This window comes from Caballeronia sp. INML2 (genome assembly GCF_023631365.1).
Lineage (GTDB): Bacteria > Pseudomonadota > Gammaproteobacteria > Burkholderiales > Burkholderiaceae > Caballeronia > Caballeronia turbans.
Genome location: NZ_JALQDH010000002.1, coordinates 58,428 through 73,821, shown reverse-complemented (window position 1 = coordinate 73,821; position 15,394 = coordinate 58,428). Strand labels below are relative to the sequence as shown.

17 protein-coding genes are annotated in these 15,394 nt (G+C 62.9%); 9 read left to right on the top strand and 8 right to left on the bottom strand.

What is annotated here, in order from left to right:
- Nucleotides 1–32: 32 nt before the first annotated feature.
- The gene (locus tag NCT32_RS00380) at nucleotides 33–254 is read right to left on the bottom strand and encodes a cysteine-rich CWC family protein (protein ID WP_250476147.1); all 222 of its coding nucleotides are present in this window, start codon (nucleotides 252–254) and stop codon (nucleotides 33–35) included.
- A 144-nt stretch (nucleotides 255–398) separates the two neighbouring features.
- Between NCT32_RS00380 and argB the strand changes: the two genes are divergently transcribed.
- Nucleotides 399–1,298 carry an acetylglutamate kinase gene (gene argB, locus NCT32_RS00375; protein WP_061116746.1) on the top strand — a complete coding sequence of 300 codons (900 nt, stop codon included), beginning with the start codon at nucleotides 399–401 and terminating at the stop codon, nucleotides 1,296–1,298.
- A gap of 63 nt (nucleotides 1,299–1,361) precedes the next feature.
- Nucleotides 1,362–2,108, top strand: coding sequence for a pyrimidine 5'-nucleotidase (locus NCT32_RS00370; protein ID WP_061116930.1), 747 nt, complete (start codon nucleotides 1,362–1,364; stop codon nucleotides 2,106–2,108).
- 20 nt (nucleotides 2,109–2,128) lie between these two features.
- Here the strand turns inward: NCT32_RS00370 and NCT32_RS00365 are convergent, their stop codons facing one another.
- On the bottom strand, nucleotides 2,129–2,449 hold the full coding sequence (locus tag NCT32_RS00365) for a type II toxin-antitoxin system RelE/ParE family toxin (RefSeq protein ID WP_250489833.1): 321 nt from the start codon (nucleotides 2,447–2,449) through the stop codon (nucleotides 2,129–2,131).
- Nucleotides 2,446–2,727, bottom strand: coding sequence for a type II toxin-antitoxin system Phd/YefM family antitoxin (locus tag NCT32_RS00360; RefSeq protein ID WP_061116744.1), 282 nt, complete (start codon nucleotides 2,725–2,727; stop codon nucleotides 2,446–2,448). Before NCT32_RS00360 ends, NCT32_RS00365 begins: the two co-directional genes overlap by 4 nt.
- Before the next feature lie 292 nt (nucleotides 2,728–3,019).
- Here NCT32_RS00360 and NCT32_RS00355 point away from each other — a divergent pair, with 292 nt between their 5' ends.
- From NCT32_RS00355 to NCT32_RS00340, 4 genes are read left to right on the top strand one after another with little or no spacing between them, the layout of a single operon-like run.
- On the top strand, nucleotides 3,020–4,165 hold the full coding sequence (locus tag NCT32_RS00355; protein ID WP_061116743.1) for a homoserine O-acetyltransferase: 1,146 nt from the start codon (nucleotides 3,020–3,022) through the stop codon (nucleotides 4,163–4,165).
- Nucleotides 4,162–4,770, top strand: coding sequence for a methionine biosynthesis protein MetW (gene metW / locus NCT32_RS00350; protein WP_061116742.1), 609 nt, complete (start codon nucleotides 4,162–4,164; stop codon nucleotides 4,768–4,770). The genes NCT32_RS00355 and metW overlap by 4 nt, the downstream gene beginning before the upstream one ends.
- A gap of 45 nt (nucleotides 4,771–4,815) precedes the next feature.
- Nucleotides 4,816–6,102 (top strand): AmpG family muropeptide MFS transporter, encoded by a 1,287-nt coding sequence (locus NCT32_RS00345; protein WP_250476145.1) that lies wholly within the window; start codon nucleotides 4,816–4,818, stop codon nucleotides 6,100–6,102.
- Nucleotides 6,099–7,013 carry a M48 family metallopeptidase gene (locus tag NCT32_RS00340; protein ID WP_250476144.1) on the top strand — a complete coding sequence of 305 codons (915 nt, stop codon included), beginning with the start codon at nucleotides 6,099–6,101 and terminating at the stop codon, nucleotides 7,011–7,013. The genes NCT32_RS00345 and NCT32_RS00340 overlap by 4 nt, the downstream gene beginning before the upstream one ends.
- Here the strand turns inward: NCT32_RS00340 and NCT32_RS00335 are convergent, their stop codons facing one another.
- The 5 genes from NCT32_RS00335 to gatC all read right to left on the bottom strand — a co-directional run bounded on the left by NCT32_RS00335 (nucleotide 7,014) and on the right by gatC (nucleotide 12,086).
- Entirely contained in the window at nucleotides 7,014–7,799 is a 786-nt protein-coding gene (locus NCT32_RS00335; protein WP_250476143.1) for an exodeoxyribonuclease III, read from the bottom strand.
- 23 nt (nucleotides 7,800–7,822) lie between these two features.
- On the bottom strand, nucleotides 7,823–8,662 hold the full coding sequence (locus NCT32_RS00330; protein WP_061116738.1) for a polyphosphate kinase 2 family protein: 840 nt from the start codon (nucleotides 8,660–8,662) through the stop codon (nucleotides 7,823–7,825).
- A 90-nt stretch (nucleotides 8,663–8,752) separates the two neighbouring features.
- Nucleotides 8,753–10,222, bottom strand: coding sequence for an Asp-tRNA(Asn)/Glu-tRNA(Gln) amidotransferase subunit GatB (gene gatB / locus NCT32_RS00325; protein ID WP_250489832.1), 1,470 nt, complete (start codon nucleotides 10,220–10,222; stop codon nucleotides 8,753–8,755).
- A 2-nt stretch (nucleotides 10,223–10,224) separates the two neighbouring features.
- The gene (gene gatA, locus NCT32_RS00320; RefSeq protein WP_250476140.1) at nucleotides 10,225–11,718 is read right to left on the bottom strand and encodes an Asp-tRNA(Asn)/Glu-tRNA(Gln) amidotransferase subunit GatA; all 1,494 of its coding nucleotides are present in this window, start codon (nucleotides 11,716–11,718) and stop codon (nucleotides 10,225–10,227) included.
- A gap of 68 nt (nucleotides 11,719–11,786) precedes the next feature.
- Complete coding sequence (gatC, locus tag NCT32_RS00315) at nucleotides 11,787–12,086, bottom strand: Asp-tRNA(Asn)/Glu-tRNA(Gln) amidotransferase subunit GatC (RefSeq protein ID WP_061116735.1); 300 nt, start codon at nucleotides 12,084–12,086, stop codon at nucleotides 11,787–11,789.
- Between the two features lie 375 nt (nucleotides 12,087–12,461).
- On the opposite strand from gatC, the gene NCT32_RS00310 reads away from it, so the two are divergent.
- From NCT32_RS00310 to mreD, 3 genes are all read left to right on the top strand, one after another.
- Nucleotides 12,462–13,505, top strand: a complete 1,044-nt coding sequence (locus NCT32_RS00310; RefSeq protein WP_004189550.1) for a rod shape-determining protein — start codon at nucleotides 12,462–12,464, stop codon at nucleotides 13,503–13,505.
- A 200-nt stretch (nucleotides 13,506–13,705) separates the two neighbouring features.
- Nucleotides 13,706–14,839 carry a rod shape-determining protein MreC gene (gene mreC / locus NCT32_RS00305; RefSeq protein WP_061116734.1) on the top strand — a complete coding sequence of 378 codons (1,134 nt, stop codon included), beginning with the start codon at nucleotides 13,706–13,708 and terminating at the stop codon, nucleotides 14,837–14,839.
- The gene (gene mreD / locus NCT32_RS00300; RefSeq protein ID WP_061116733.1) at nucleotides 14,836–15,348 is read left to right on the top strand and encodes a rod shape-determining protein MreD; all 513 of its coding nucleotides are present in this window, start codon (nucleotides 14,836–14,838) and stop codon (nucleotides 15,346–15,348) included. The genes mreC and mreD overlap by 4 nt, the downstream gene beginning before the upstream one ends.
- Nucleotides 15,349–15,394: the final 46 nt, after the last annotated feature.

Sequence of the window (15,394 nt, the reverse complement as noted above, 5' to 3'; positions counted from 1 at the left end):
TGCCGCGGGAGGCAGCCACGGCGCTCGATCTGCTAGTCCAGCGGTGCGGCACGATCGACTTGCGCCGCGAGACACGCCGGACACAGGCAGCTCATGCCCGGCCGCAGACAGTCGAGCGGCAACGCGGCGAGCGACGCGCACCAGCAGGCCGGATCGCCCGCGCGCATGCCGCAGCGAAACGACGCGCCGCAGCGGGCGCAAACCAGCGCGCCCGGCGCTGGCCGCCCGTTCGTTTCAGGGGATTCGTTCATCATCTTGTCATCAATCCGTTCGAACGATGATCGCACGTCGGCCCGTCCGCCGGAAAACGTCGCGCCGGCGCGGCAATTCGTCCTGCCGCAATGCGTCGGTCCTGTACAATTCGGCGTGTTTAAACGCTCCTCGCCTCATCTGCCGCCATGTCCGAGCAACCCGACCTCACGCAAATCGCGCCTACCCTGAAGGCTGAAATTCTGGCCGAGGCGCTGCCCTATATCCGTCAGTATCACGGCAAGACGGTCGTGATCAAATACGGCGGCAATGCCATGACCGAAGAGCGCCTGAAGCAAGGCTTCGCGCGCGACGTCATTTTGCTGAAGCTCGTCGGCATCAATCCGGTGATCGTGCACGGCGGCGGCCCGCAGATCGACCAGGCGCTGAAAAAGATCGGCAAGCAAGGCACCTTCATCCAGGGCATGCGCGTCACCGACGAAGAAACCATGGAAGTCGTCGAATGGGTGCTCGGCGGCGAGGTGCAACAGGACATCGTCACGCTGATCAACCACTTCGGCGGACAGGCGGTCGGTCTGACGGGCAAGGACGGCGGCCTGATCCACGCGCGCAAGCTGCTGATGCCGGACCGCGATAATCCGGGCCAGTTCATCGACATCGGCCAGGTCGGCGAAGTCGAGGCGATCAACCCGGCGGTCGTGAAGGCGCTGCAGGACGACGCGTTCATTCCGGTCATTTCGCCCATCGGCTTCGGCGAGGACGGCCTCTCGTACAACATCAACGCGGATCTCGTCGCGGGCAAGCTCGCCGTCGTGCTGAATGCGGAAAAGCTCGTCATGATGACGAACATTCCCGGCGTGATGGACAAGGAAGGCAATCTGCTGACCGACCTGTCCGCGCGCGAGATCGACGCCCTCTTCGCGGACGGCACCATCTCCGGCGGCATGTTGCCGAAAATTTCTTCCGCGCTGGATGCGGCGAAGAGCGGCGTGCGCTCGGTGCACATCATCGATGGCCGCATCGAGCATTCGGTGCTGCTCGAAATTCTGACCGAGCAGCCATTCGGCACGATGATCCGCTCGCATTGAGCATCGTCATTTCGCTTTCCACGCCCGCCAATGCGCGGGCGTTTCTTTTGGTGCAACGCTGATATGAGTCCGCATCGCCCGTCCCGCCGACGCCGCGTGAAAACGCGTGGTCCCGTCTGGCTCTTCGATCTCGACAACACGCTGCATCACGCATCGCATGAAATTTTCCCGGCGATCAATCGTGGGATGACGCAATACATCATGGATCGCCTGAACGTCGACGTCGACGAGGCGAACCGCCTGCGCGTCGGTTATACGGTGCGTTACGGCGCGACGCTGCTCGGGCTCGTCAGGCATCACGACGTCGATCCGGCCGATTTCCTGCGCGAGGTTCACACCTTCCCCGATCTGCCGTCGATGCTGCGCGCCGAGCGCGGCCTCACGCGGATACTGCGTGCGCTGCCCGGACGCAAGATCGTGCTTACCAACGCACCGACGCTCTACGCGCGCACCGTGCTGGCGGAACTCGGCATCGCGAAGCTGTTCGAGCGCGTGATCGCGATCGAGGACATGCGCGAAGGTCAGCACTGGCGCGCGAAGCCTGACGCGCCGATGCTGCGCCGTGCGATGCGCCGCGCGCACGTGCGTCTCGAAGACGCGATTCTCGTCGAGGATACGCGCGGGCATCTGAAGCGCTATCGGCGGCTGGGCATTCGCACGGTGTGGATCGTCGGGCATCTGCCGGTTGCGAAGACGTCGAGCGGCGGAATGTCAGTACGCCTGCCGGGCGCGGGCAGGCCGCATTATGTGGATCGCACGGTGCGGTCGTTGCGCGCGCTCACCCTCGGCATGCGCGGCCGCGCGCTCTGATCCGATCGCGTCCATTGCAGCTACATCCGAAACAGCCGCCGCGCGAGAATGTCTTCGACGTCCGAGCGCGCGTCGACGACGAGATGCACGTAGATGGTGTCGCCATCGACCTTGTAGATGATGCGGTTCGTGCCGCTCGCGACTTCGTAGTACCCCGACATGCGAAAGTCGACGAGCTCCGGCGGCGTCGAGCCGTTGCGCGGCGCGGCTTCGATTTCGACGATGGTATCGGCGATCTTGTTGCGCGTTGCGGACCACGCGGTGCCGCCGAACTTGTTGATGACGTAGCGCCGGAAGTCCTGCAAATCCTGGCGCACGGGATCGAGGAAGACGGTCTTCACTTGACGCCTTCTTCGCGGTCGAGGCGCTCGATCTCGGCGAACACATCGCCCGCGCTCATGCACTGGCCGGCTTCAATGGTCTTCTGCCCCATCGCCAGAATCTTCAGCAAGGCAAGCGTCTGATGCAGATCCTCGTATGACTGCACGTCCTGCACGACCACCCTGCCCTCGCCGTTCTGCGTGATGAGCATCGGCTCGCGGCTCTCGACGATATTGCGGATCAACTCGGCCGCGCGGCTCTTCAGGTGACTCAGCGGTCTGACCCGGCTCGGTTTCATTTCCGTTTCCTGGCAAGACGAGACGATTAGACAATATAGACGGAAACGCGGGCCCCATCCAAGACGGAGCAAATGGCGGCTTAATGACGATTTCCGCTATACTCCATCGCTAACGAGATTTTCTCGAACATCAACGACGCGCCGATTTGCTGACTCGATTGCGGGCGCGCGAACCTCAGTGATGATTCACGGGCGTTCACTATAAATGCGGCTAAAGAGGTCGTCAGCCGCGCCATCACTTTTTTCCGCGCTTCGCCGACACCGTTTAGCCGCTTGTTCAAAGGCGGAATGAATGGAATCGATCGGCATCGTCACGCCCCAAACACTGCGCTTCACCGAGCCGCTCAAGATGCAGAACGGCTCGATGCTGGGCGACTACGAACTCGTCGTCGAAACGTACGGCGAGCTCAACGCCGCGCGCTCGAATGCCGTGCTCGTGTGCCACGCGTTGAACGCGTCGCATCATGTCGCGGGCATCCACGCGGATAATCCGAAGGACGTCGGCTGGTGGGACAACATGGTCGGTCCCGGCAAGCCGCTCGACACGAACCGCTTCTTCGTGATCGGCGTGAACAATCTCGGCTCGTGCTTCGGTTCCACTGGACCGATGAGCATCGATCGCACGACGGCAAAGCCGTACGGCGCGAGCTTTCCCGTCGTCACGGTGGAAGACTGGGTGAACGCGCAGGCGCGTCTCGCGGACCGCTTCGGCATCGAGCGCTTCGCGGCCGTGATGGGCGGCAGCCTCGGCGGCATGCAGGCGCTCGCGTGGAGCATGATGTATCCGGAGCGGCTCGCGCATTGCATCGTCGTGGCATCGACGCCGAAGCTTTCCGCGCAGAACATCGCGTTCAATGAAACCGCGCGTTCCGCGATTCTCTCCGATCCCGATTTCCACGGCGGCGACTATTACGCGCACGGCGTGAAGCCGCGTCGCGGCTTGCGCGTCGCGCGCATGATCGGCCACATCACGTATCTGTCGGACGACGACATGGCCGTGAAATTCGGCCGCGCGCTGCGCCGTGCCGAGGGCGCGCTCGATGCGTACAACTTCAACTTCGATGTCGAATTCGAAGTCGAGTCGTATCTGCGCTATCAGGCCGACAAGTTCGCCGAATACTTCGACGCGAACACGTATCTGCTGATCACGCGCGCGCTCGATTATTTCGATCCCGCCAAAGCCTTCGACGGCGATCTCACGAAAGCGCTCGGCAATACCAGCGCGAAATATCTCATTACCAGCTTCACGACGGACTGGCGTTTCGCGCCCGCGCGCTCACGCGAAATCGTGAAAGCGCTGCTCGACAACAAGCGCACCGTGAGCTACGCGGAAATCGATGCGCCGCACGGCCACGACGCCTTCCTGCTCGACGACGCGCGTTATCACAACCTGATGCGCGCCTATTACGAACGCATTGCCACGGAGATCGGCGCATGAACCAGCACACCCTCGATTCGCTCGCGCTGCGCTCCGATTTTCGGGCGATCGCCCGCTGGGTCGAACCGCGCTCGACGGTGCTCGATCTCGGCTGCGGCGACGGGTCGCTGCTATCGCTGCTCGGCGAAGAACTCGAAGTGAAGGGCTACGGCATCGAGATCAACGATGCCGGCGTGCTCGCGTGCGCGCAAAAAGGCGTGAACGTGATTCAGCAGAATCTCGAAGACGGTTTGCGTCTCTTCGAGGACGACAGCTTCGATTTCGCGGTCCTTTCGCAGACGCTGCAGACGATTCATCAGACCGCCGCGATCCTGCGCGAGACGGTGCGCGTCGGGCGCCAGTGCATCGTGTCGTTTCCGAATTTCGGATACTGGCAACATCGGCTGTCGGTGATTCAGGGGCGCATGCCCGTGTCGAAGTCGCTGCCCTATCAGTGGCACAACACGCCGAACGTGCGTGTGCTCACGATCAAGGACTTCGAGGCGCTCGCGCCGGAGGTGGGCATCGAAATTCTCGACCGCGTGGTGCTGCACGACGGCCAGCCGGTCCGTTGGGGCGCGAACTGGCGTGGTAGTCTTGCGGTCTATCGCGTGAAGCGCCGGTAACGATGACCGGCGCCGTCGCGCATCGACAACTGCCCGCTATACGACATGCCCGATACGCCACACGAGGCGCCCGCTCTAACTGCTCACGAAGAACATCCCGGATGGCGCACGTTTCTCAACAAGCGCATCCTCATTTGCGTCTTTCTCGGCTTCACGTCCGGATTGCCGCTCTTCACGCTCTACAGCCTGCTGCAGGCGTGGCTGACGACCGCGCACATCAACGTCAAGGAGATCGGCCTGTTCGCGCTGATCGGACTGCCATACACGTGGAAGTTCGTCTGGTCGCCGCTGATGGACCGTTACATCCCGCGCTTTCCGGGCTGGAGTCCCGGCAGACGGCGCGGCTGGATGTTCGTCACGCAAGTGCTCGTGATGGTGGCGATCGGCTCGTTCGGATTCTTCTCACCTGAACGAAGTCTATGGGCCGTCGCGTCGGTTGCCGCGCTCGTCGCGTTCTTCAGCGCGAGTCAGGATATCGTCATCGATGCATACCGCCGCGAATTGCTCGCCGACACCGAGCAAGGACTCGGCAATGCGGTTCACGTCAATGCGTACAAGGTCGCGGGGCTCGTGCCGGGCTCGCTGTCGCTGATTCTCGCCACGGTCTTCCCGTGGAAGACCGTGTTTCTGATCACCGCCGCGTTCATGCTGCCGGGTCTCATCACGACGCTCGTCGTCAGGGAGCCGGAGATTCACGGCGCGCCGCCGAAGAATCTGCGCGAGGCGATCGTCGAGCCGTTTCACGAGTTCGTCACGCGCGACGGCTGGCGCGCGGCGCTGCTCGTGCTGAGCTTCATCTTCCTCTACAAGCTCGGCGACACGATGGCGACGGCACTCGCCACAAAGTTCTTCATCGACGTGGGTTTCTCACTCGCGCAGATCGGCGTGATCGCGAAAGCGGTCGCATTCTGGGCGAGCATCGCGGGCGGATTGCTCGGCGGGATCGCGCTGGTGAAGATCGGCATCGCGCGCGGGCTGTGGATTTTCGGCGCGCTGCAGATCGTCGCGACGTTAGGCTTCGCCTGGCTCGCGAAGATCGGGCCGTCGCCCGCGGCGCTCGCCGTGCTCTACGGCTTTGAAACCTTCGCGACGGGTCTCACGCTCGCCACCTTCACCGCGTACATCGCGAGCACGACGGACCCGCGTTACACCGCGACGCAGTTCGCGCTCTTCACGAGCCTCGCGGCGGTGCCGCGCACGTTCGCCGCGGCGGGCAGCGGCTTCATCGTGAATGAAACCGGATGGTTTCCGTACTTCATGATCTGCGTCGCGTTGTCCATTCCGGGCATGTTACTGTTGCCCAAGATCGCGCCCTGGAGAACTCGACGATGACGGTTTCTTTCAAGCTTCGCGCCTTGGTTTGCGCATTGGCATCGGCGTCGCTCGCGCCCTTGTCCGCGCACGCTCAGGACGAACAGAAGACGCCGCCGCCCTACACCGCACCGAACAACCAGATCCGCTTCGGCGATACGGCGCTCTTTCGCAACCTGATCCCGCCCGCAACGCTCGAAGCGCAGTCCGCCGAGGAATACGCGCAAGTCATACTCGATGCGGGTCGCGCAAAGACATTGCTTCCCGATAGCAACCCGCTCGTGAAGCGCGTGCGCGAGATCGCGAATCACGAGATTCCGTTCGCGCTCAAGTGGAACGATCGCGCGAAGAACTGGAAGTGGGAGATCAACGTCATCAAGTCGCCCGAAGAGCGCATGGTGTGCCTGCCGGGCGGGAAAATCGTCGTGTATAGCGGTCTCATCGAGAAGCTGCGTCTGAACGATAACGAGATCGGCATGATGATCGGCCATGAGATCGCGCACGCGTTGCGCGAGCATGCGCGCGAGCGGCTCGGCCGGCAGCAGGCGGCGCAACTCTCCGCCGGCGCGCCGCCCCAGTTGTTCGGCTTCTCGAACTATCCGCCGCAACAGCCCGATTTCGGCGATGAATTACTGACCATGCGCTATTCCCCCGCCGATGAAACCGAAGCCGATGTGATCGGCAGCGAGATCGCCTCGCGCGCGGGCTACGATCCGCGCGCGGCGGTCACGTTGTGGAACAAGATCGATTCGGGAACACGGCGCGCGGATGTCGGCTTCATCTGGATGCATCCGTATGGCCCGGATCGCAGGCAGGACCTGCTCAAGCGCATGCCGGACATGATGCCGCTCTATGCAAAGGCGCTCGGCAAGACCATCGACCAGTTGCCGAATTACGCGGGCATGGGGCGGTTCAAGAAGAGCGGGCGCTAGTCAATTCTTCTTGCCGAGCTTCCAGTCGTAGTCGATCGTCAGCGGCGCATGGTCGCTGAACTTGATGTCCCTGAAAATCGACGTCTTCTTCGCGGTCGCGGCGACTTCCTTCGTCGCGATCTGATAGTCGATACGCCACCCCACGTTCTTCGCATACGCCTGGCCGCGATTGCTCCACCACGTGTACTGCTCGGGGCGCTGATCCAGCGTGCGGAATACATCGACATAACCCACGTCGTCGAAGAGCTTCGTGAGCCACGCGCGCTCTTCCGGCAGACAGCCGGAGTTCTTCTGGTTGCTCTTCCAGTTCTTGATGTCGATTTCCTTGTGCACGATGTTCACATCGCCGCACAGAATCACTTCGCGCTCTTTCGACAGCGCGTCGAGATGCGGCATGAACTCGTCCATGAAGCGGTATTTGGCCTGCTGGCGCTCGTCGCCGCTCGACCCGGACGGCACGTACACCGATACCACCGAGAGCTTGCCGAAACGCGCTTCCACGTAGCGCCCTTCCGGATCGAACTCTTCCGAGCCGAAACCGATGATCACGTCATCCGGCTCGTGACGCGTATAGAGGCCCGCGCCGCTGTAGCCCTTCTTCACGGCATGCTGGAAATAGCCCTGAAAACCGTGCGGCGCGAGGAATTCCGGCGTCAGGTCGTCTTGCGAGCACTTGATTTCCTGCACGCACACGACGTCGGATTTCTGCTCGCCGAACCAGTCGAAGAATCCTTTCTTGGCGGCCGAACGGATGCCGTTCAGATTGGCGGTAATCACGCGAAACATACGCTTCCTTTTTGAGTTCGTTTTTATTCGACCTTCACGCCCTTGAGCGATTCCTTCGCCGGCGGAAATTCGAGTTTCATGTCCTGCAGCGTGCGCAACAGCAGTTCGGCGACCATCACGTTGCGATGCGTCTTCGAATTGCCCGGAATGATGTACCACGGCGCATAGTCGGTCGACGTCGCGCCGAGCAGGTCCGCATACGCCGCCTGATAGTCGTCCCACTCCTTGCGCGCGTCGAGATCGGAGACGTCGAACTTCCAGTGTTTCGTCGGATCGTCGATGCGCGCCTGCAGGCGCTCGCGCTGCTCATCCTTCGAGATATGCAGGAAACATTTGACGATGGTCGTGCCGCTATCCGCGAGCAGCGACTCGAAGTTGCGAATATGGCGAAAGCGCCGCTCGCATTCGTCGGCGTCGATCTGCTTCAGCACGCGCGGCACGAGCACGTCTTCATAGTGGCTGCGATTGAAGATCGCGAACTCGCCGGCCTGCGGCGCCTGCGCGTGCACGCGCCAAAGGAAGTCGTGCGCGGCCTCGCGCTCCGACGGCGCGCGAAAAGGCACGATGCGCAGGCCGAGCGGATCGACATCGTGAAACACCGCGCGCACGGTGCCGTCCTTGCCGCTCGTGTCCATGCCTTGCAGCACCAGCAGCACGCGCTGGCGGCGCTGCGCGTGGAGTTTCTCCTGAAGGTCGTCGAGTTGCACGCCGATCGCCGTGAGGCGTTCGCGATCTTCATCTTTCGAGCCGCTGGAAAACGGCTTCGCGGACGGATCGATCGCGCTCAGGTCGAACGCCTTCAGCTTTTTGCCAGCGTCGAAGAAAGGCACGCGAAAGTCGTCGAGTCCGGGTTTCTTTGCCATGTCTCTTTGGTTCTTGGTTCGCCAATGAAAAACGGGCTGCTGCCGGGCTCGACCGGCAGCAGCCCATTCATCCCGTGCGGGACGGAGCGATCAGGATAACTTTTTCTTCAGCAGTTCGTTGACCTGCTGCGGATTCGCCTTGCCTTTGGTCGCCTTCATCGCCTGGCCGATCAGCGCGTTGAACGCCTTCTCCTTGCCCGCGCGGAATTCTTCGACCGATTTCTGGTTCGCCGCGAGCACTTCGTCGATGATTGCTTCGAGCGCGCCGGTGTCGGAAATCTGCTTCAGGCCCTTCGCCTCGATGATGCGATCCGCTGCCGCGTCGTCCGTCGCCTTCTCGTCCCAGATCGTCTGGAAGATCTCCTTCGCGATCTTGTTGGAGATGGTGCCGTCGGCGATGCGTTGAAGAATCAGCGCGAGTTGCGCGCTCGAAACCGGCGATTCGCTGATGTCGAGCGATTCGCGGTTCAGTTGCGCGGAGACGTCGCCCATCATCCAGTTCGCGGCGATCTTCGCTTGTGCCGAACCCGCTTTCTGCACGAGCGCCTCGAAGTACGACGCCATCGCTTTCGACGACGTCAGCACGCCCGCGTCATACGGCGTGAGGCCGTAGGTATCGACGAAACGCTTGTGCATGTCCGCCGGAAGCTCCGGCATTTCGCCCTTCACGCGCTCGATCCACGACGATTCGATCACGAGCGGCATCAGGTCCGGATCCGGGAAATAGCGGTAATCGTGCGCGTCTTCCTTGCTGCGCATCGAACGCGTTTCGCGTTTGTCCGGATCGTAGAGACGCGTTTCCTGGACCACCGTGCCGCCGTCTTCGATCAGCTCGATCTGACGGCGCACTTCGTACTGGATCGCTTCTTCGAGAAAACGGAACGAGTTCAGGTTCTTGATCTCCGCGCGCGTGCCGAATTCCTTCTGGCCGACCGGCCGCACCGAAACGTTCGCGTCGCAACGGAACGAGCCTTCCTGCATGTTGCCGTCACAAATGCCGAGCCACACGACGAGGCCATGCAGCGCCTTCGCATACGCAACGGCTTCCGCCGCGCTGCGCATTTCCGGCTCCGTGACGATCTCGAGCAGCGGCGTGCCCGCGCGGTTCAGGTCGATGCCCGTCATGCCCGCGAAGTCTTCGTGCAGCGACTTGCCCGCGTCCTCTTCGAGGTGCGCGCGCGTCAGGTTGATGGTCTTCGAATACGCTTCCTTGCCCGCCTTCTCGTTGGCCGGAACCTGGATCGTGATCTGACCGCCCTGCACGACCGGAATCTCGTACTGGCTGATCTGATAGCCCTTCGGAAGATCCGGATAGAAGTAGTTCTTGCGCGCGAAGATGCTGCGCGGTGCGATGTGCGCGCCGATCGACAGGCCGAAGCGGATCGCGCGCTCCACGGCGCCCTTGTTCATCACGGGCAGCACGCCGGGCAGCGCGAGATCGACAGGACTCGCCTGCGAGTTCGGGCTCGCGCCGAATTGCGTCGGCGCGCCCGAGAAAATCTTGGAGACGGTGGAAAGCTGCGCGTGCGTTTCCAGACCGATGACGACTTCCCACTGCATGTTCACACTCCCGATGCCGATGGTGCCTTGCGGTGCCAGTCGGTCGCACGCTGGAACGCGTCGGCGACCTGGAGCATCCGGGCTTCGTTGAAATAGTTGCCGATGATCTGCAGACCGACCGGGCGATCCGCGTTCGCGCCCGCGCCGAAGCCGCACGGCACGCTCATGCCGGGCAGACCCGCGAGGCTCACGGAAAGCGTGTAGATATCCGCGAGATACATCTGCACGGGATCGTCGGCCTTCTCGCCCAGATTCCACGCGACGGACGGCGCGACCGGCCCCATGATGACGTCGCACTGTTTGAACGCTTCCTGAAAGTCCCGCGCGATGATGCGGCGGATCTTCTGCGCCTGCAGGTAGTACGCGTCGTAATACCCGTGCGACAGCACATACGTCCCGACGAGAATCCGGCGCTTCACTTCCGGCCCGAAGCCTTCCGCGCGCGACTTCTTGTACATGTCGAGCAGATCCTTGTACTGCGCCGCACGATGTCCGTAGCGCACGCCGTCGAAACGCGACAGGTTCGACGAAGCCTCCGCCGGCGCGATGATGTAGTACACGGGAATCGAGAGCTCGGTCTGCGGCAGCGACACTTCGACGAGCGTCGCGCCGAGCGCTTCGTATTGCTTCAATGCCGCGTCGATGGCGGCGCGGACGTCCTCGGCTAGCCCGGCGCCGAAGTACTCCTTCGGCATGCCGATGCGCAGGCCGGCGAGCGGCTTGGCCGCGTCCCCGCCGTTCCACGTCTTGCCGAGATAGCGCGTGTAGTCTTCGTTCTCACGCTGCAGGCTGGTCGAGTCGCGCTCGTCGAAGCCGCCCATCGCGTTGAGCAGCAGCGCGCAGTCGTGCGCGGTTTGCGCCATCGGGCCGCCCTGATCCAGCGACGATGCGAACGCGATCATCCCGTAACGCGACACGCGGCCGTAGGTCGGCTTGATGCCCGTGATGCCGGTGAACGACGCGGGCTGGCGGATCGAGCCGCCGGTGTCGGTGCCGGTCGCGGCGGGCGCGAGACGCGCGGCCACGGCCGCGGCCGAGCCACCCGACGAGCCGCCCGGCACCGCCTTCGGATCCCACGGATTCTTCACCGCGCCGAAGTACGAATTCTCGTTGGACGAGCCCATCGCGAACTCGTCCATGTTGGTCTTGCCGAGGCACACCATGCCGGCGTGCTTCAGGCGATCGACGACGGTCGCATCGAACGGGCTCGCGTAGTTTTCGAGCATGTGCGAGCCGGCCGTCGAGGCCCAGCCGCGCGTGACGAACGCGTCCTTGTGCGCGATCGGCAGGCCCGTGAGCGCGCCGGCATTGCCTTGGGCGATGAGCGCGTCGGCGGCTTTCGCCTGCTCGAGCGTGAGCTCGGGATCGACGCCGATGAACGCGTTCAGCGCCTTCGCGCCCTCGATGCGTTGCAGATACGACTGCGCCAGTTCGACCGCGGAGACTTCCTTCGAGTCGAGCGCCGCGCGCAGTTCGGTCAAGCTTTTTTGATGCATTGCAGTTCCCTGATGAGCGCGGGCATTCGATCCGCGCGCAATGTCACTTGGTGGGCGCACGAAGCGCCTTATTCGATCACCTTCGGCACGAGATAGAGCCCGTCCTGCACGGCAGGCGCGCAACGCTGGAACTCTTCGCGCTCGACGCGCTCTGAGACAGCGTCGTCACGCAGACGCAGCGCGACTTCCTCGATCTGCTCGATCGGATGCGCGAGCGGTTCGATGCCGGTCGTATCGACGGCCTGCATCTGCTCGACAAGGCCGAAAAAATCGTTGAGACGCGCGAGCGTGGGTTCGGCTTCGTGGTCGGGCAATTCGAGCCGCGCGAGGTGCGCGATGCGTTTTACGTCGGTCAGGGTCAAAGACATGGAATCACCGGAGAAAGCGTGGGCAGCCTCAATTCGAAAACCTGCGCTGCGACAGCCAGTTACGATATTGAAAGGAGCCCTCGGAAGCAGGCCTGGCGATGGCAAAAAGTGCCATCCTTTTCCTATAGATACCCGCAAATTATAAGGTATCATTACACGTTCGACTCACCCCTGGATCGGCTTGTCAGCGGCTTTCTCCCTGAATCATTGAATTGTGAGAAACGTTTGCGTACGGCGTTCCATTCTGCGGTAGATTTCTTCCCGGATTTGCACTTCGCGGCGAGCGTTCGCCGTCCGGGCAAACCGTTATTTTTTCCGCTGCCGTCCCCGGCGCTCCTCGCGACGAACGGCCACCCAGCGAGACAGGATTTTTGAATGTTCGGTTTTTTGCGCAGCTATTTCTCCAACGACCTGGCGATTGACCTCGGCACCGCCAACACGCTGATCTACATGCGCGGCAAAGGCATCGTCCTCGACGAGCCTTCGGTCGTTTCGATTCGCCAGGAAGGCGGCCCCAACGGCAAGAAGACCATTCAGGCGGTCGGCAAGGAAGCCAAGCAGATGCTCGGCAAAGTGCCGGGCAACATCGAGGCCATCCGCCCGATGAAGGACGGCGTGATCGCCGACTTCACCGTCACCGAGCAGATGATCAAGCAGTTCATCAAGACCGCTCACGAATCCCGCATGTTCTCGCCGTCGCCGCGCATCATCATTTGCGTCCCGTGCGGCTCCACGCAGGTCGAGCGCCGCGCGATCAAGGAAGCCGCACACGGCGCGGGCGCGTCGCAGGTCTATCTGATCGAAGAGCCCATGGCCGCTGCAATCGGCGCCGGCCTGCCGGTCTCGGAAGCGACGGGCTCGATGGTCGTCGACATCGGCGGCGGCACGACGGAAGTCGGCGTCATCTCGCTGGGCGGCATCGTGTACAAGGGCTCGGTACGTGTGGGCGGCGACAAGTTCGACGAGGCCATCGTCAACTACATCCGCCGCAATTACGGCATGCTGATCGGCGAGCAAACCGCCGAGGCCATCAAGAAGGAAATCGGTTCAGCGTTCCCGGGCTCCGAAGTGAAGGAAATGGAAGTCAAGGGCCGCAATCTGTCCGAAGGCATTCCGCGCAGCTTCACCATTTCGAGCAACGAAATTCTTGAAGCACTGACGGACCCGCTGAATCAGATCGTGTCGTCGGTGAAGATCGCGCTGGAACAGACGCCGCCGGAACTCGGCGCGGACATCGCCGAGCGCGGCATGATGCTGACGGGCGGTGGCGCGCTCCTGCGCGACCTCGACCGCCTGCTCGCCGAAGAAACCGGCCTCCCGGTGCTCGTCGCCGAAGATCCGCTGACTTGCGTGGTGCGTGGCTCGGGCATGGCGCTCGAGCGCATGGACAAGCTCGGCAGCATCTTCTCGTACGAGTGATCTCCCTGCTGAAGGCTATCGCTCTTCTTCCCTTGAGGCTGAATGGTCTTCGACGCGACAGCTAAACGCACCCGCATAACGCGGCGGGCGCACGGCCCGGCATCTGTCCGGGCCGTTGTCGAAACTGCGTAGGGCAGGCTTCGCCATCGGCGAAAAAACCTGCAGCATCGATCCATCCGTTCACGCCCTCGGCGCCGACCATGGAATACAGTCCGCCGCCCCTTTTCAAGCAAGGCCCCTCCGCGCTCGCGCGCCTGATTTTCTTCGTGGTGCTCGCGATCGCCCTGCTCATTTCGGATGCTCGCTACAGCACGCTGGAAATCGTTCGCGGAATGCTCGGCGCGGGGCTCTATCCGTTGCAGCGCGCAGCGCTGGTGCCGCGCGACATCTTCATGGGCGCGGCCGATCTCGCCGTGACGAGCGCGACGCTGCGCAGCGAAAACGCGAAGCTCGCCAACAAGAATCTGGAATTGTCCGTGAAGGCCGGCGATGCGGCGCAGCTCGCCATCGAAAACGCGCATCTGCGCGCGCTGCTCAATCTCCAATCGCGCGCCACCACCGACGAAACGCCCGCCGAAATTCAGTACGACACGCGCGATCCGTTTACGCAGAAAGTCGTGATCGGCAAAGGTTCGCAGCAAAATATCCAGGACGGCGCGCCGGTCGTCACCGAAGACGGTGTGATCGGCCAGGTGACGCGCGTGTTTCCGCTGCAATCGGAAGTCACGCTGCTCACCGACAAGGATCAGGCCGTGCCCGTTCAGATCGCGCGCACCGGCTTGCGCAGCGTGATCTACGGGACGCCCAAGGGCGACACGCTCGATCTGCGCTTCGTGCCGATCAGCGCCGACGTGCAAGCCGGCGATGAACTCGTCACGAGCGGTCTCGACGGCATCTATCCGCCGGGACTGCCGGTCGCGAAGGTGCTACGCGTCGACAAGCAGGCCGACACGGCGTTCGCGCGCGTCGTGTGCGTGCCGATCGCGGCAGTGCGTGGCGCGCGTCAGTTACTCGTGCTGCATTACAACGTCAACGTGCCGCCGAATCCGATCGAAGTCGAAGCGGCTGCGGCTGCGAAGGAAGCGAAGGAAAACAAGGGCAAGAAGAAGGCCGCGCCGAAGGCTGCGGCGGCAGCGGGCGCGAGCGGCGCTTCGGCCGCGGCAGGCGCGTCCGCTCCGGCGCCGGGCTCCGCGGCTGCGGCGGCTGCACCCGCAAAGCCCGCTGAGGCTGCGCCGGCGAAAGCGGCCTCGCCCAAGGCGGCATCGGGCGCGGCGGCGAAGCCGTCGAAGAAGGCGCATGCGCCGAAACCCGCATCCTCGGGAGCCGCGCGATGAACCGCCCGCAATACATCCTCCAGCCAGTCAATCCGTACTTCATCACGTTCAGTCTGGCTGCTGCGTTTCTGCTGAACCTGATGCCGTGGGGACGGCTCATCGGCGTGCCGGATTTCGTGGCGCTCGTACTGCTGTTCTGGAATGTGCATCAGCCGCGCAAGGTCGGCATGGGCATCGCGTTCATGCTCGGCATTCTGATGGATGTGCACAACGCGAATCTGCTCGGCGAACACGCGCTGGCTTACACGCTTCTTTCGTACGGCGCGATCACCATTCACCGCCGCGTGTTGTGGATGACGCTGCCCGTGCAGATGTTCGTCGTCGCGCCGCTCCTCGTCGGCGCGCATCTCGTGCCCTTCATCATCCGCCTGATGACGGGCGCGGCGTTCCCCGGCTGGAGTTATCCGGTCAACGGATTCGTCGAGGCGCTGCTCTGGCCGATCGCGAGCTTTCTCTTGCTGATGCCGCAGCGCCGCGCCGCCGACCCGGACGACACGCGTCCAATCTGAGTCTTGCCGCGCGGCGCCGGGTCATCGAATAAACCGCCGCGCGCGA

Excerpts from the sequence above, each read along its gene's own strand:
- NCT32_RS00370 (WP_061116930.1), top strand. The coding sequence starts at position 1,362 with ATGAGTCCGCATCGCCCGTCCCGCCGACGCCGCGTGAAAACGCGTGGT.
- mreC (WP_061116734.1), top strand. The coding sequence starts at position 13,706 with ATGGAATACAGTCCGCCGCCCCTTTTCAAGCAAGGCCCCTCCGCGCTC.
- NCT32_RS00335 (WP_250476143.1), bottom strand. The coding sequence starts at position 7,799 with ATGTTTCGCGTGATTACCGCCAATCTGAACGGCATCCGTTCGGCCGCC.
- NCT32_RS00380 (WP_250476147.1), bottom strand. The coding sequence starts at position 254 with ATGATGAACGAATCCCCTGAAACGAACGGGCGGCCAGCGCCGGGCGCG.
- gatA (WP_250476140.1), bottom strand. The coding sequence starts at position 11,718 with ATGCATCAAAAAAGCTTGACCGAACTGCGCGCGGCGCTCGACTCGAAG.
- NCT32_RS00330 (WP_061116738.1), bottom strand. The coding sequence starts at position 8,662 with ATGGCAAAGAAACCCGGACTCGACGACTTTCGCGTGCCTTTCTTCGAC.
- NCT32_RS00340 (WP_250476144.1), top strand. The coding sequence starts at position 6,099 with ATGACGGTTTCTTTCAAGCTTCGCGCCTTGGTTTGCGCATTGGCATCG.
- NCT32_RS00360 (WP_061116744.1), bottom strand. The coding sequence starts at position 2,727 with ATGAAACCGAGCCGGGTCAGACCGCTGAGTCACCTGAAGAGCCGCGCG.
- metW (WP_061116742.1), top strand. The coding sequence starts at position 4,162 with ATGAACCAGCACACCCTCGATTCGCTCGCGCTGCGCTCCGATTTTCGG.
- gatC (WP_061116735.1), bottom strand. The coding sequence starts at position 12,086 with ATGTCTTTGACCCTGACCGACGTAAAACGCATCGCGCACCTCGCGCGG.
- mreD (WP_061116733.1), top strand. The coding sequence starts at position 14,836 with ATGAACCGCCCGCAATACATCCTCCAGCCAGTCAATCCGTACTTCATC.
- NCT32_RS00355 (WP_061116743.1), top strand. The coding sequence starts at position 3,020 with ATGGAATCGATCGGCATCGTCACGCCCCAAACACTGCGCTTCACCGAG.
- NCT32_RS00310 (WP_004189550.1), top strand. The coding sequence starts at position 12,462 with ATGTTCGGTTTTTTGCGCAGCTATTTCTCCAACGACCTGGCGATTGAC.
- gatB (WP_250489832.1), bottom strand. The coding sequence starts at position 10,222 with ATGCAGTGGGAAGTCGTCATCGGTCTGGAAACGCACGCGCAGCTTTCC.
- argB (WP_061116746.1), top strand. The coding sequence starts at position 399 with ATGTCCGAGCAACCCGACCTCACGCAAATCGCGCCTACCCTGAAGGCT.
- NCT32_RS00345 (WP_250476145.1), top strand. The coding sequence starts at position 4,816 with ATGCCCGATACGCCACACGAGGCGCCCGCTCTAACTGCTCACGAAGAA.